General features: G+C 66.4%; 12 protein-coding genes and 1 riboswitch. Of the genes, 7 read left to right on the top strand and 5 right to left on the bottom strand.

Translation table 11 applies throughout. The annotated features are described in order from the left end of the window. Positions 1-70 precede the first annotated feature (70 nt). Positions 71-1,126, bottom strand: coding sequence for a GlxA family transcriptional regulator (locus ABZO33_RS15615; protein ID WP_414536770.1), 1,056 nt, complete (start codon positions 1,124-1,126; stop codon positions 71-73). A 238-nt stretch (positions 1,127-1,364) separates the two neighbouring features. After that, positions 1,365-3,482, bottom strand: coding sequence for a TonB-dependent receptor (locus ABZO33_RS15610; RefSeq protein WP_414536769.1), 2,118 nt, complete (start codon positions 3,480-3,482; stop codon positions 1,365-1,367). 106 nt (positions 3,483-3,588) lie between these two features. Beyond that, positions 3,589-3,794: riboswitch (cobalamin riboswitch) on the bottom strand. 188 nt (positions 3,795-3,982) lie between these two features. Between ABZO33_RS15610 and ABZO33_RS15605 the strand changes: the two genes are divergently transcribed. From ABZO33_RS15605 to ABZO33_RS15585, 5 genes are all read left to right on the top strand, one after another. After that, the gene (locus ABZO33_RS15605; protein WP_414536768.1) at positions 3,983-4,480 is read left to right on the top strand and encodes a PaaI family thioesterase; all 498 of its coding nucleotides are present in this window, start codon (positions 3,983-3,985) and stop codon (positions 4,478-4,480) included. A gap of 66 nt (positions 4,481-4,546) precedes the next feature. After that, positions 4,547-5,062: an N-acetyltransferase family protein gene (locus tag ABZO33_RS15600; protein WP_414536767.1), complete on the top strand. Its 516-nt coding sequence runs from the start codon at positions 4,547-4,549 to the stop codon at positions 5,060-5,062. Positions 5,063-5,369: 307 nt separating this feature from the next. Next, positions 5,370-5,765: a DUF4398 domain-containing protein gene (locus ABZO33_RS15595; RefSeq protein WP_414536766.1), complete on the top strand. Its 396-nt coding sequence runs from the start codon at positions 5,370-5,372 to the stop codon at positions 5,763-5,765. Positions 5,766-5,778: 13 nt separating this feature from the next. Next, the gene (locus tag ABZO33_RS15590; protein WP_414536765.1) at positions 5,779-6,549 is read left to right on the top strand and encodes an OmpA family protein; all 771 of its coding nucleotides are present in this window, start codon (positions 5,779-5,781) and stop codon (positions 6,547-6,549) included. A gap of 114 nt (positions 6,550-6,663) precedes the next feature. Beyond that, on the top strand, positions 6,664-7,359 hold the full coding sequence (locus ABZO33_RS15585; RefSeq protein ID WP_414536764.1) for a glutathione S-transferase N-terminal domain-containing protein: 696 nt from the start codon (positions 6,664-6,666) through the stop codon (positions 7,357-7,359). A 102-nt stretch (positions 7,360-7,461) separates the two neighbouring features. Here the strand turns inward: ABZO33_RS15585 and ABZO33_RS15580 are convergent, their stop codons facing one another. Further along, complete coding sequence (locus ABZO33_RS15580; RefSeq protein ID WP_414536763.1) at positions 7,462-9,078, bottom strand: inorganic phosphate transporter; 1,617 nt, start codon at positions 9,076-9,078, stop codon at positions 7,462-7,464. 131 nt (positions 9,079-9,209) lie between these two features. Between ABZO33_RS15580 and ABZO33_RS15575 the strand changes: the two genes are divergently transcribed. Next, the gene (locus ABZO33_RS15575; RefSeq protein WP_414536762.1) at positions 9,210-9,596 is read left to right on the top strand and encodes a DUF488 domain-containing protein; all 387 of its coding nucleotides are present in this window, start codon (positions 9,210-9,212) and stop codon (positions 9,594-9,596) included. Then, complete coding sequence (locus ABZO33_RS15570; RefSeq protein WP_414536761.1) at positions 9,586-10,017, top strand: GNAT family N-acetyltransferase; 432 nt, start codon at positions 9,586-9,588, stop codon at positions 10,015-10,017. Before ABZO33_RS15575 ends, ABZO33_RS15570 begins: the two co-directional genes overlap by 11 nt. A gap of 144 nt (positions 10,018-10,161) precedes the next feature. Here the strand turns inward: ABZO33_RS15570 and ABZO33_RS15565 are convergent, their stop codons facing one another. Continuing rightward, positions 10,162-11,595 (bottom strand): right-handed parallel beta-helix repeat-containing protein, encoded by a 1,434-nt coding sequence (locus ABZO33_RS15565; RefSeq protein ID WP_414536760.1) that lies wholly within the window; start codon positions 11,593-11,595, stop codon positions 10,162-10,164. A 14-nt stretch (positions 11,596-11,609) separates the two neighbouring features. Then, a complete protein-coding gene (locus ABZO33_RS15560) occupies positions 11,610-12,719 on the bottom strand; it encodes a polysaccharide lyase (protein WP_414536759.1) in 1,110 nt (369 codons plus the stop codon). Positions 12,720-12,801: the final 82 nt, after the last annotated feature.

Below are 12,801 nucleotides of genomic sequence, written 5' to 3'. Positions count from 1 at the left end.
GCCTTGTGGGTGAGCCTGGATTGTGGCCCGACAGGCGTGTGCAGATGCTAAGCGCGCCCTTGGTCTGCCCCTAGGCCAAAGAACCCTGGATTTCGGCCAGCGGCACGCTGCGGGCGAAGCGTGCCCGATAGTCCCGCGGGGTCACCGCCAGGTGGCGCTGGAACGCCAGGCGCATGCGCTCCTCGCTGCCGAACCCGCACTGGCGGGCGACCTGCTCGATATGCTGGTCGGCGTTTTCCAGCAAGCGGCGCGCCGCCTCCAGGCGGAACACCTCGATGGCCTTGGCCGGGGTGCGCCCGGTCTTGTGCTTGTACACCCGGGTGAAATTGCGCAGGCTCATGCGCGCCTGCTCGGCCAGCCGCTCGACCGTCAGCCGCGGGTCGCCCAGGTGCTCGCTGAGCCATAGGTGCAGGGTTTCGAAGGTGTCGCTGTCCTCGCCCTGGGCCTTGAGCAGTTCGCTGAATTGCGCCTGGCCGCCGGGGCGCTTGAGAAATACCACCAATTCGCGAGCCACCTGCATCGCCACCTCGCGGCCACAGTCAGCTTCGACCAGGGCCAGCGCCAGGTCGATGCCGGCGCTGACTCCGGCCGAAGTCCACACCTGATCCTGCTGCACGAAGATCGACTCGGCATCCACCTCGATGGCCGGGAAGCGTCGGTGCAGGGCATCGCACATCGCCCAGTGGGTGGCGGCGCGGCGGCCATCGAGCAGGCCGGCGGCGGCCAGCAAGAAGGTGCCGCTGCACACCGAAGCGGTGCGTCGGGCGCGTTGGGCAGCCTGGGCCAGCCAGGCGACCAGCTCGGTGTGATCGGGGAGGGTGCGGACGATTTCCGGCGCGCCGGGTACGACCAGTGTATCGAAGGGCTCGTGCAGCCAGGGGGCCAGTGGCTCGGTGGCGACGGCCAGGCCCTCGGCGGTGGCCACCAGGCCCCCCTCGAGGCTGGCGGTGACCACCCGGTAGCCGGCTAGGCCACGCGCGGCGCGGGCCTTGGTCGCGGCCCAGAACACTGTCTGCGCGCCGGTGAGGTCGAGCAGGCCCATCTGCGGGTAGGCGAGGAACAGCAGGGTGCGCGGCTGGTCAAGCGCGTGCACGGGTGCTGTGGGAATCTGCGGGATGTCGGTCATGGCACGCTGCTTGTAACGGAGGCGTAGAGCTAAGTCGAGCATCTGACGCGGCGCCGATCAAGCACCGCGCGACAGGCGCAGGCGTCGAGGCTATGCACGAACAGCGTGGGAGCGGGCTTGACCCGCGAACACCGGCTGAGCCGGTGCCATGCATCGCATCGCGGGGCAAGCCCGCTCCCACGCAGCCCCAGTTAGATCAATGATCTACGTTCTTGAGCCTGAGTGCGCAACGCCTGCCTCAGAAGCTGTAGTCCACCGTGGCGAAATACGAGCGCGGCGCGCCCAGCAGCCACTGTTCGCCGCTGTAGCTCGACTGGGCATACGCGCGATCGAACAGGTTGTTCACCTGCAGGCCCAGGCGCACGTCGGGCAGCACCTGCCAGCCGATGTTGGCATCGACCACGGTGTAGCCCGGCACGCGCTGGTCATTGGCGGCGCTGGAATAGCGGGCGTCTACGTAGCGCAGGCCGATACCGGTGTCGACGCTTTGCCCGAAGCCTTTGCTCAGCCACAGGTTGGCGGTCCGACGTGGGACGTCCTGCGGGTGGTTGCCAGACCGGTCGTAGGAAACGCCTCGGCTGAGTTGAGTGAAATCATCGTACTTGGCGCGCACCAAGGCTGCATTGCCCGACAGCTGCCATTGGTTGCCCAGAGCCAGCTCCAGGCTTGCCTCCAGGCCGTCGGAGGTCTGTTGGCCTGCCTGCTGGCTGCGCTTGGAGACCACGTCGTACACCGGCAGCTTCTTCTTGACGATGTGGTAGGCCGCCACCGTCCATTCACCGCGTCCGTCCCAGAACCGTTGCTTGAGGCCGAACTCGGTCTGCTTGGCTTCGGTCAGTTCAAGGCGTTGCTCCGGGCGCAAGGTCAGCAGGTCACCGACACCATCCTCGCTGGTGGAGTATTGGCCGTACACGGACAGGTCGTCAGTCAGCGCGTACACCAGGCCGGCGCGCCAGTTGCCGCCACGCAGGCTCTGGTCTTCGCGAGTGTCCTTCACCAGGTCGTTGCGGTCGATGTGGTTCTGGTCGCGGCGTATGCCCGTGACCAGCGACAGGCGTTCGGTAAGTTGCGTGCGGTTTTCGGCGAACAGCGAGAAGGTGCTGGTTTTCGACAGCGTCTGCGGGCGCGTCGGATCGGCACTGTGGAACCCGCCGGGGGCCGGCCGCCAAGGGTCGAGCGGGTCGGTGTAGCCATCTTCGTAGGGCGAGTTGCTGTCGATGTTGAAGCGGATCTTGTTGTACTCGGCGCCCACCACGGTCTTGCTGGCCAGGCCGAACAGCGAGTGATCGAAGGTGAAGCTCTGGCGGTCGCCGATCTGCTCCTGGTTGTGCTTGATCTCCAGGAAACTGCCGCGTTGGATCACACCGGCATCCCAGGCGTATTCCTCGGCATTGCGCCAGTGGCGACGGCTCTTGATGTAGTACAGCTGGTTGCTGGCGCTGATGCTGTCGCTGATGTTCCAGTCGCTGGTCAGCCGTGTCCACTCATCGTGGTAGCGCTGCTGGTCATTGCTGACGTTGTAGTTCTTGTTGCGCACGCTGCTGCGCAGATGGCCGTCGATCAGCGGCGTGCCGTAGTAGTTGGCAGGTTGCGCGTCGCCACGTTCGTGGGACAGGGTGAAGCTCAGGTCGTCACTGGCATCGAAGCGCAGCGCGCCGGAGAACGCCAGGCTGCGCGAATCGGTGCGGTCGACCCAGCCGTTGCCTGCCTGTTGGTTCAGGGTGGCGCGGTAGCTCAGGCGCTCGCTCAGGCTGCCGCCGCTGTCCAGCCCCAGTTGCTGGCGGTCCCAGGAGCCATAGCCCAGGCGCAGGTGATTGCGGATATCACCGCTGAAGGGCTTTTTCGGAATCACGTTGACCGTTGCCCCGGTGGCGCCTTCGCCATACAGCACCGAGGCAGGCCCACGGATCACATCGATACGCTCGACCATCCAGGGGTCGACCGGGTAGGTGAGGGTGCCGGCGCCGGCGTACAGGCGCGCCCCGTCGAACAGGGTCATCACCGAACTCTGGCCGGTGAAACCGCGCGCCGACAAGCCGGTACCGCCATCGCCAGGGGTACCGATGAAGGTGATGCCCGGCGAGCGGGTCACGGCATCCTGCACCGTGGTGTTGTTGCGTTGCTGGATCTGCGCGGCGGTGATGCTGCTGGTGCTCGCCGGGGTTTCCAGGGCACTGAGGTTCAGGCGCGAACCGGCCTGGGTGGGGGTGGCCAGGTCGACGGCCTGCGGGTCGCGGCTATCGGTGATCGCCGTGGACGGCAGGGTGAGCGCAGGGCTGGGCTGCTCGTCGGCCAGCGCCGGCAGGGACACGGCCAGGCAGGCCGCCAGGGTGTGAAGCTTGTTGATACGGGACATGTCGTTCCACTGCTGCAGGAAAGAATGGATCCCGGTGGAAAACACGCAACGGCGAAGCGCGCGCAGGCGCGCACGCGAATACCGGCCTGCGCCCGCCCACCGCGGGTTGCCAAGTGAAGCCTCAGGCCGGTCTCCGGGCTTGCGAGGGGCATGAAACCTTCACCTTCCCATGCGTGTGCACAGTGGTCTGTCGAAGGGTTCGCTCGCTTACCGTTGCGGGGGCAGCGCCGGACTTGTCGTGGTAGCGACTCACCGGCTTCCCGTTTCACCTTGCGCGCGGCGGCGCAGGGCACCTGAAACTGGCGCGCATCTGACCACCGAACGGGCAGGGAGTCAATCGTCTGGATGGGCGGGCTGATTGTGGCTGAATCGCGGTTCAGAGCGGTTGCCGTCAGGCAGGTAATGTCTGCGGGCAGGCCCCGTGCATTGGCGCAGGCCGCGCAGGGCGCTACCATCGGCAGCCAGCCTCCTTATCCAACACCAACAAGCCAAGGACGCGTATGACCGAGCAAGCCCTGTCCCTGCAACAACTCGCCGCCCCCGAAGGCATCTGCTACGGCTGCGGCTGTTCCCACCCCAGCGGCCTGCATGTGCAGAGCCACTGGGACGCCGACGGCGTCCACCTGTGGTGCCGGCATACCCCCGATCCGACCTTCACCGGCTGGCCCGGCCTGGTCTACGGTGGTTTGCTGGCCATGCTGGTCGACTGCCATTCCAACTGGACTGCCATGGCCTGCCACTACCGTGCCGAAGGCCGCGAACCTGGCAGCCTGCCGCGCATCGACTGCGTCACCGGCCAGCTTGGCTTGACCTACCTCAAGCCCACGCCCATGGGCGTCGAGCTGCTGCTCAAGGCCCGGGTCGAGGGTGAGCTGGGGCGCAAGACACGGGTGATCTGCGAAGTCTGGGCCGGGGATGTACTGACCGTCACCGCCGATTCGGTGTTCGTGCGGGTCGATACCGAAAAGCTCAAGCGGCTGGCCCATGGCGACGCCTGAACCTTGCGTCGGCAGGGAGTGGCTGGCATTGTCGAATGTGACCCGGCTGCCCGACAGGATGTTGCCATGCCCTACCAGATTCGCCCGGCCCGTGACGAAGACTGCGTGGCCCTGAGCCTCGTCGGCCAAGCGACCTTCGCCCTGGCCAGCCCGCCCGATAGCGCGGTCAGCGCCCAGCAGCACTACATCGCCCAGCATCTCCAGCCTGAACATTTCCGGGCGCACCTGGAGCACGCGCACAAGCGGTTGCTGGTGGTCGAACGGGATGGCCAGGTGCTGGGCTACAGCATGCTCGATCTGGCGCCCGGCGAGCTGGGTATTGCCGAAGCCGATCAACTGGCGGAAATCTCCCGCTGCTATGTACTGCCTTGCGTTCATGGCACGGGCGCCGGCCAACTATTGCTCTCCATGACCCTCGCCCAGGTTGATGGCCAGGCGCGGCTTACCGTCAATGAACTGAACGCCCGAGCGATCCGTTTCTATCAGCGCAACGGCTTTCGCAAGGTGGGAGAGGCGATCTTCCCTTGCGGTGACGAGCGACACCGTGACTGGGTGATGATCAGGGTACCTGCGGGCTGCTAGAAGGCTTGCCTTGGCCATCGGGCGAGGAAAGGAACGCCACGTTTCAGGGGATCGCTGACAGGCCCTACATCAAATGCAGACGGACCTCATGCAGACTGTGGACCAGTCCTCTTCTGCTGTGTGCGTGCTGGAAATAGTCTTACGCCGCTTTCGCGACAGTCTGACATCTGAGCTCTCGTTTTCCTTGTGCAGTACCAGCACTGACCCGCTGCCGTGGTCATTGACGATGAGCAACAGCTATTTCCCGCAGGATCCCGTGCCAAGTTCTACCCGGCACAGGATCGCGAGCACAGCCCAGGAGCTTTCCATGCATGTCCGTTTCAACCGCAAGACCTTGCCGCTGGTCGGCCTGCTCATGATGGTGGGCGGTTGTACCACCGTGGTGGTGCCCACCGAACAGATCGAACTTACCCGTAGCGCCATCAACCGTGCCGTGGCCGCTGATGCAACCCAGTACGCTCCAGTGGAAATGCGCGCCGCCCAGGACAAGCTGGGCGCCCTGGATCGCGCTTTGGGCGAGAAGCGATTCGGCCAGGTCCGGCTCCTGGCCCAGCAGGCCGAGGCCGATGCCCGCCTGGCCGAAACCAAGGCGCGGGCGCAAAAGACCCAGGAGCAACTGAAGATCGAAGAGCAAGGGATCGAAGTGCTCAAGCAGGAAATGCTCGGCGAGCCTGATGCCGCCCCCACCCAGCCTGGCCAATGACAAGGAGCCGAACATGAACAGACCTACCCTGCTGCCAGCGCTGTCGGTGCTTGCCCTGATGCTTGCCGGTTGCGCCGCCACCCCTGAAAATCCGCACCTGCTGGAGGCTCGCGAAGCCTTTTCGGCGTTGCAGGCCAAGCCACAGGCGCACCGCCTGGCCGCCCTGCAAACCCAAGAAGCGCAAGCCGCGCTGGCCAAGGCAGAGGCGGCTTCGCTGACCAATCGCAAATCGCCTGAGGTCGAGCAGCTCGCCTACCTGGCCAACCGCGAGATCGAGACGGCCGAGCAGACCATCGTGTTGCGCCAGGCCGAGGCCGGCATGCGGGGCATCGAGGCCCGACGCGCCGAAGCGCGCCTTCAGGTGCGTACCGCCCAGCTCAATGCGCTGAAAGCGCTCAACGGCCAGCAGACCGAACGCGGCACCGTCGTGACCTTCGGCGATGTGCTGTTCGATACCGGCCGTGCCGAGCTGCGTGGGCGCAGCCAGGGCGATATCCAGCAGCTGGCGCGGTTCCTGCGAGACAATCCCGAGCGCAAGGTGCTGGTCGAGGGCTTCACCGATGCCACCGGCGGCGACGCCTTCAACCAGCGCCTGTCCGAGAACCGCGCCGCGGCGGTGGCCCATGCCCTGCGCCAGCAGGGGATAGATCCGGCGCGCATCGTCAGCGTCGGATATGGCAAGGAGTATCCGGTGGCCAGCAACCGCGACGCCCAGTCGCGTCAGCTCAACCGGCGGGTCGAGGTGGTCGTCTCGCGGGGGGCGGATGCCGTGAAGTCGCGTTGATCGTGTGGGCGACCCGCATGCGCGGGTCGCCTTTTCATTTGCAGCGCCTGGGCAGGGCTGGCATTGTCGGGGTGATCCGGATGCCCGACAACCTCAACGCTGCAAGGCACACCCATGACTGAACTTTCCGCGTTTCCCATCACCGGCAAATGGCCGGCGCGACACCCCGAGCGTCTGCAACTGTATTCGCTGGCCACGCCCAACGGGGTCAAGGTCTCGATCATGCTGGAGGAGATCGGCCTGGCCTACGAGGTGCACAAGGTCAGCTTCGAAAGCGAAGACCAGTTGAGCCCCGAGTTCATCTCCCTGAGCGCCAACAACAAGATCCCGGCGATCCTCGACCCCAATGGGCCGGGGGGCCAGCCTTTGCCATTGTTCGAGTCGGGGGCGATCCTGCAGTACCTGGCCGAGAAGAGCGGCCAGTTGCTGAGCCAGGACCCGGCCCAGCGCTACCAGACTCTGCAGTGGCTGATGTTCCAGATGGGCGGCATCGGGCCGATGTTCGGCCAGGTGGGCTTCTTCCATTTCTTCGCGGGCAAGGAGTACGAGGACAAGCGTCCGCGGGACCGCTACGTCAATGAGTCCAAGCGCTTGCTGGCGGTGCTCGATCGCCATTTGCAGGGTCGTGAGTGGATGGTAGATGCGTACAGCATCGCCGATATCGCCATCTTCCCCTGGGTGCGTAACCTGGTGGAGCGCTACAACGCGCGGGAGCTGGTGGAGTTCGACAAGTTCAAGGAAGTGCAGCGGGTGCTGGCGCAGTTCCTCGAGCGCCCGGCCGTACAGCGCGGCCTGAAAATTCCCGTTTGATCGCTCCTTACCTCTGTAGGAGCGGCTTTAGCCGCGATGCAGGCAACGCGGAGCCTGGCACCCGATTTGCGGGTGATCGCGGCTGAAGCCGCTCCTACAGGATCAGAAGAGCTGGTTGAGCAGCCAGTACAGACACCCCGCCAGCAACATCGCCGCCGGCAGGGTCAACACCCAGGCCATCAGCAGGTTGACCAGCGTCTTGCGTTGAATGCCCGAACCATTGGCCACCATGGTCCCGGCCACGCCCGAGCTCAGCACGTGGGTGGTCGACACTGGCAGGCCGAACATGTCCGCCGCGCCGATGGTGCACATCGCCACCACCTCGGCCGAAGCGCCCTGGGCATAGCTCAGGTGAGTCTTGCCGATCTTCTCGCCCACCGTCACCACGATGCGCCGCCAGCCGACCATGGTGCCCAGGCCCAGGGCGATGGCCACCGCCACCTTGACCCACAGCGGGATATAGCGAGTGGCGTCGTCCAGCTGGCGCTTGAACAGCTGCACATGGCGGGCGGTGTCGGCGTCGTAGTGGGCCAGCTGGTGCTTGTCGATCTGGCGGATGGCTTCGCTGGCCAGGTACATGTCGTTGCGCACGTTGGCCATGGCCTCGGCCGGCACGCGCTTGAGCGAGCCGTAGCCTTTGACTTCCTCACCGATCATGCCGGTCAGCGCGGCCAGCGCCGGCAGCAGCTCGGGGTTGGCTTCAGGGGTGGCGACGAACGCGGTCAGCACCTGGCGTGGATCGGCCGGGGCGGGCGTGGGGGCGGTCCGTACCAGAGCCTGGCGGGTGACTTCGGCGACTGCCGAGAACTGCAGCGCCTGCTCGTTGGGCATGGTCTTGTTCAGCGCATAGGCCATCGGCAGCGTACCGACCAGGATCAGCATGATCAGGCCCATGCCTTTCTGACCATCGTTGGAGCCATGGGCGAACGACACACCGGTGCAGGTGAGGATCAGCACGCTGCGGATCCACCAGGGCGGTGGCGTCTGGCCTTGCGGTGCCTGGTACAGCTCGCGGCGCTTGACCAGTGCGCGCAGGGCGAGCAGCAGCAGGGCGGCGCAGGCAAAACCGATCAGGGGCGAGAACAGCAGGGCATAGCCGACCTTGCTGGCCTGGGCCCAGTCCACGCCGCTGGTGCCGTCACGTCCGTGCATCAGCGCGTTGGCCACGCCCACGCCGATGATCGAGCCGATCAGCGTGTGCGAGGACGACGCCGGCAGGCCCAGCCACCAGGTGCCGAGGTTCCAGATGATTGCTGCCAGCAGCAGGGCGAAGACCATGGCGAAGCCGGTCGACGAACCGACCTGCAGGATCAGTTCCACCGGCAGCAAGGCGATGATGCCGAAGGCCACCGCGCCGCTGGAGAGCAGCACCCCGAGGAAATTGCACAAACCCGACCAGACCACCGCCACCGACGCCGGCAACGAATGGGTATAGATCACCGTGGCCACGGCGTTGGCGGTGTCGTGGAAGCCATTGACGAACTCGAAGCCCAGAGCGATCAACAGGGCCAGGCCCAGCAGCAGGAAGGGGGTGACGGTGGTGACCACGGTGCCGCTGGCGCTGACATCCTGCTTGAGGCTCCAGAAGGTGTAGGCCAGGCCGGCGAATAGCAGGCCGAAGAACAGGGTGAGGGTGGCGCGTCCGGGGCGGTGGGACAGGTGGGGGCGGGAGTCGAGCTTGGGCAGCGCGTCCTGGCTGGCCAGCAAGGGAGTTGTCATGATGGCTCCGGGGTGTTTCGACGGAGAAGGGAAGGTTTCCTATCCTAGAAACAATCTGTTACTGCCACGTGACCTCGGTCAACGGAACCTCTAGTCTAGAAGGCACTTCGCAATTGCCAAGCGAGTTGCCGATGATTTGTTGCAAGCGCGTGTACGATCCGATTGCGGCCAGCGATGGCCAGCGGGTGCTGGTCGATCGCCTGTGGCCTCGCAACAAGCGCAAGGAAGACCTGCATGGCCAGTGGCTGCGCGAAGTGGCACCGTCCGACGCACTGCGCAAGGCGTTGCATGCCGGCGAGATCGACTTTGCCGGATTCACCCAGTGCTACCAGCAGGAACTGGCCGCCCATCCCGAACACTGGTACCCGCTGCTGGACCTGGCTGGCAAAGGCAACCTGACTTTGCTGTACGCCGGCAAGGATACCGAGCACAACAATGCCCAGGTCCTGGCCCGGTGGCTGGAGGATGAGCTGGAGCGCCGTGGCCCGGCCAGTTCACCGGTGTGCTATGCCCCTTGAACTGATCCCCGCCAGTGATGACTACCTGACGTTTGCCCGCGACCTCACCCGTCGCGCCATGCTGCCGTACTACCGCGAGTTCGACCTGCTGTGGATCGAGGAAGCCTTCGACGAGGCCTGGGGCTGGCGCGAACAGTGGCTGGTGGTCGAGGACGAGCAGGTGCTTGGGTTTTGCAGCCTCAGCCAGGATCGCCAGGCGTTGTTCATTCGCGAGTTGCACCTGCTGCCCGAGTATCGTGGCCGCGGCGTTGGCGGCTGGGTGCTGGAGGAACTGGCCGGCTGGGCGGCGCAACGCCGGCTGCCATGGCTGCGACTGATGGTGTTCGGCAGCAACCCGGCGCGGCGCCTGTACCAGCGCCGGGGCTTCGTCGAAGTGGGTATGGATGAGTGTTTCGTACGGATGCAGCGCCCGGTCGCCTGAGCACATGTATCGGGCTGCGTGGGAGCGGGCTTGCCCCGCGATGCGGCCTGCGCGGAGCATGGCACCGGCGTTGCCGGTGTTCGCGGGGCAAGCCCGCTCCCACGCATTTCCCACAGGATTCAGGTAAACCGAAAATGGCTGGCACTATTGCAGGCGTACCCTTACCACTTGCCCCTGGACCAGCGTCGCCTCCAGCACCTGCCCCTGCAGCGCCAGCAGGTCACCGGCCAGCAGGTTCTGCAACAGTGCCTTGCCGTCGAAGCTATTGTGCCCCAGCTCGACCTCCCGCACACCCTCGACCCGCACCACCGCCTTGCCCACCTGTCCCAGGCGATTGCCGCTGAGCAGCAGCGGGCCCGGCAGGGGCGTGGCATTGCGCAGGCTGATTGCATACTCCGGGGTGTTGCCGATGCGATTGCCGACCAGGGCCAGGGCCGCCACCTCGCTGGCGTCCACCGCGCTGCCCTGGCTGCTGGCCAGCAGGTTGTCGTCGATCAGCAGCGGCGCCTCGGGCGTGGGCGCGAGGTTGCGCAGCTGGATGCCATGGCCACGGCTGTCGCCGATGCGGTTGCCGGCCAGCAGCACGGCGCCGCGCTGGTCGCTGATTTCGATGGCGGCCTTGGCGGCGCCGAGGATCAGGTTGCTCTCGACCAGTGCCCGGGTCTGGCCGCGCAGGCGCACGCCGCTGTTGTTGTCGATGCCCTGCACCTGGTTGTCGTGCAGGTGCAACTGGCTGTCGCGGGCGTCGATGGCGTATTGCTGCGAGCCTGCGAAGCGGCTGCCGGCGATGGTCGCCTGGCTGTGTTGCAGCTCCACCGCGCTGGACAGTTCGCTGAACTGGCTGGCCTCGATCAGCAGCGTGGCGGGGCGCGTACCGGCGGGTTGCTGGGTGCTCAGCGCGGTACTCAGGCCCCGGGACAGGTTGGCGTTGTAGCCCAGGCGCTTGAGCGTCGAGCCGATCACCTCGGTATGGCTGCCGGCCCAGGCCACCACGAAGGGGCGCCAGGCGCGATCGGTGTTGCCCGGTTTGTCGCCGGCCACGCTCTCCAATGTCGAACGTTCCAGGCCCAACCAGCCCTGGTTGATCAGCGCGGTGCCGGAAAAACTGTACAGGTAGAGATGGGCGCCCTCGAGCACCAGCCCGGCATCGGCGCCGATCATCAGCGGGTAGCTGAGCAGGTAGCCATCCTTGTAGCGCTTGAGGACCCGTGGGTCGTGCAGCGCATCGTGCAGCTGCGCCAGGGTGATGCTGCCACCGCGCAGTACCACGGCCTGCGGGTGATGCGCCTGGTAGCCGGCGATGGCGCGGAACAGGCCATTGTTGACGAACGGCTCGAACGGCCAGCTGCCGGCCTGGGACGAGAACATCGGTTGCAGGCTGACGCTGGCACGGCCCGCCGGTGGCGGGCGGCGCGTCTGCTCGAAGGCCACCGCCTGGCGGGCCTGGCGGCGCAGTTGCTCCAGCTGTTGCTGGTGCTGCGCCTGGGGCAGGGTGTCCATCACCGGCGCGGCCTGGGCGGTCGTCGCCAGCAGCAGGGCGGCCAGGCAGGTGAGGGAGAAGCGGCTGAACGGTGCCATGGGAGCGTCCTTGATCAAGGCAGGTTGGGGTAGGCCGGCTTGAGCGGGCCGCCGATCTGGCTGTAGTTGTCCACCTCGCCGTCTTCGCTGTCGTACAGCTGGCGGGCGAGGGCATGCCCGGGGCGGCGGGCCAGGAACGGGATCAGCCAGGCTAGCTTGTACGGCGCGACGTCGGCCTGGCGCTGACCCTTGAGCTGCGGCAGGGTGTCCGGGGCGAGTACGCTGCGGGCGGCGAAGGTGGCCAACTGGTCGAGGGTGCGCTGGTCGTCGTCGCTCCAGGCCAGACCATTGGCGCGCGCCGATTCGCTCAGCAGCACCAGCGGCACCAGGGCGTACTGGCTGTAGTTGGCAGCCAGCCTGCTGCGCGCCACCTCCAGCGGCAGGTAGGCCTGGTCGCCGCTGCGCACGGCCTGGGTCAGGCCCCGGCGCAGGTTGCCGTCGGCCCAGCGGATGAAATCGTCGCGGCCCACCAGCATGCCGGCGGCGGCCACCGCCCAGGCGGCCCAGTAGTCGTGGTTGTTGAAGTAGACCGTGGTGGACTGGCGGCGCGGGTCGTACTCGCGGATCACCTGTTCGCCGAGCTGGGTGAACCAGCGTCGTTGCACAGGGCTGAGCGGTGCCTTGCCGTCGGCCGCCGCCTGGGTCAGTAGCACCGCGCCGGCCATGGCCGCCAGTGCCCATTTGCGTGCCGCCATGCCGGTGTTGCTGGCGTGCGGGTCGAGCAGGGCTCCGGCTTGCGCCCAATGCTCCAGCCACTGGTCCTGGCAGGCCAGGGCCATGTTGGCCTCCTGGGGCTTCTTCGCCTTCTGGAAGCGCTTGCCGGCCTGGATCACGCCTGCGATGAACTGTTTGACCTGCCGGGCTATGCGCTCGCTGTCGGCGTCGGGCGCGGCGCGCAAGGTCGACTTGCTGGCATCGCGCTGATCGTACTTGCTCTGCAGGTGCAGGCTGCCGGTATAGGGGGGTGGCGGTTGCTTGCTGCAGGTCAGGCTGCGGTAGTCGGCGATCATGGCCGACTGCGCGGTGGCGCGGGCGGGCCAGAGGGTTTGCGCAGCATGGCTGGGGAGGGGCAGCAGGGCGATTGCAAGCAGCAGGGGCAACCCTGGGGCCGCTTTGCGGCCCATCGCCGGCAAGCCGGCTCCCACAAGTGCCGCGCATTCCTCTGTGGGAGCCGGCTTGCCGGCGATGGGCTGCGCAGCAGCCCCT

It is taken from the genome of Pseudomonas sp. CAM1A, assembly GCF_047501685.1.
GTDB lineage: Bacteria > Pseudomonadota > Gammaproteobacteria > Pseudomonadales > Pseudomonadaceae > Aquipseudomonas.
The sequence above is the reverse complement of the archived record's forward strand: the minus strand, read 5'-3'. Positions and strand labels throughout refer to the sequence as shown.

Coding starts and splice junctions, on each gene's coding strand:
- ABZO33_RS15615 (WP_414536770.1), bottom strand. CDS start 1,126: ATGACCGACATCCCGCAGATTCCCACAGCACCCGTGCACGCGCTTGAC.
- ABZO33_RS15610 (WP_414536769.1), bottom strand. CDS start 3,482: ATGTCCCGTATCAACAAGCTTCACACCCTGGCGGCCTGCCTGGCCGTG.
- ABZO33_RS15605 (WP_414536768.1), top strand. CDS start 3,983: ATGACCGAGCAAGCCCTGTCCCTGCAACAACTCGCCGCCCCCGAAGGC.
- ABZO33_RS15600 (WP_414536767.1), top strand. CDS start 4,547: ATGCCCTACCAGATTCGCCCGGCCCGTGACGAAGACTGCGTGGCCCTG.
- ABZO33_RS15595 (WP_414536766.1), top strand. CDS start 5,370: ATGCATGTCCGTTTCAACCGCAAGACCTTGCCGCTGGTCGGCCTGCTC.
- ABZO33_RS15590 (WP_414536765.1), top strand. CDS start 5,779: ATGAACAGACCTACCCTGCTGCCAGCGCTGTCGGTGCTTGCCCTGATG.
- ABZO33_RS15585 (WP_414536764.1), top strand. CDS start 6,664: ATGACTGAACTTTCCGCGTTTCCCATCACCGGCAAATGGCCGGCGCGA.
- ABZO33_RS15580 (WP_414536763.1), bottom strand. CDS start 9,078: ATGACAACTCCCTTGCTGGCCAGCCAGGACGCGCTGCCCAAGCTCGAC.
- ABZO33_RS15575 (WP_414536762.1), top strand. CDS start 9,210: ATGATTTGTTGCAAGCGCGTGTACGATCCGATTGCGGCCAGCGATGGC.
- ABZO33_RS15570 (WP_414536761.1), top strand. CDS start 9,586: ATGCCCCTTGAACTGATCCCCGCCAGTGATGACTACCTGACGTTTGCC.
- ABZO33_RS15565 (WP_414536760.1), bottom strand. CDS start 11,595: ATGGCACCGTTCAGCCGCTTCTCCCTCACCTGCCTGGCCGCCCTGCTG.
- ABZO33_RS15560 (WP_414536759.1), bottom strand. CDS start 12,719: ATGGGCCGCAAAGCGGCCCCAGGGTTGCCCCTGCTGCTTGCAATCGCC.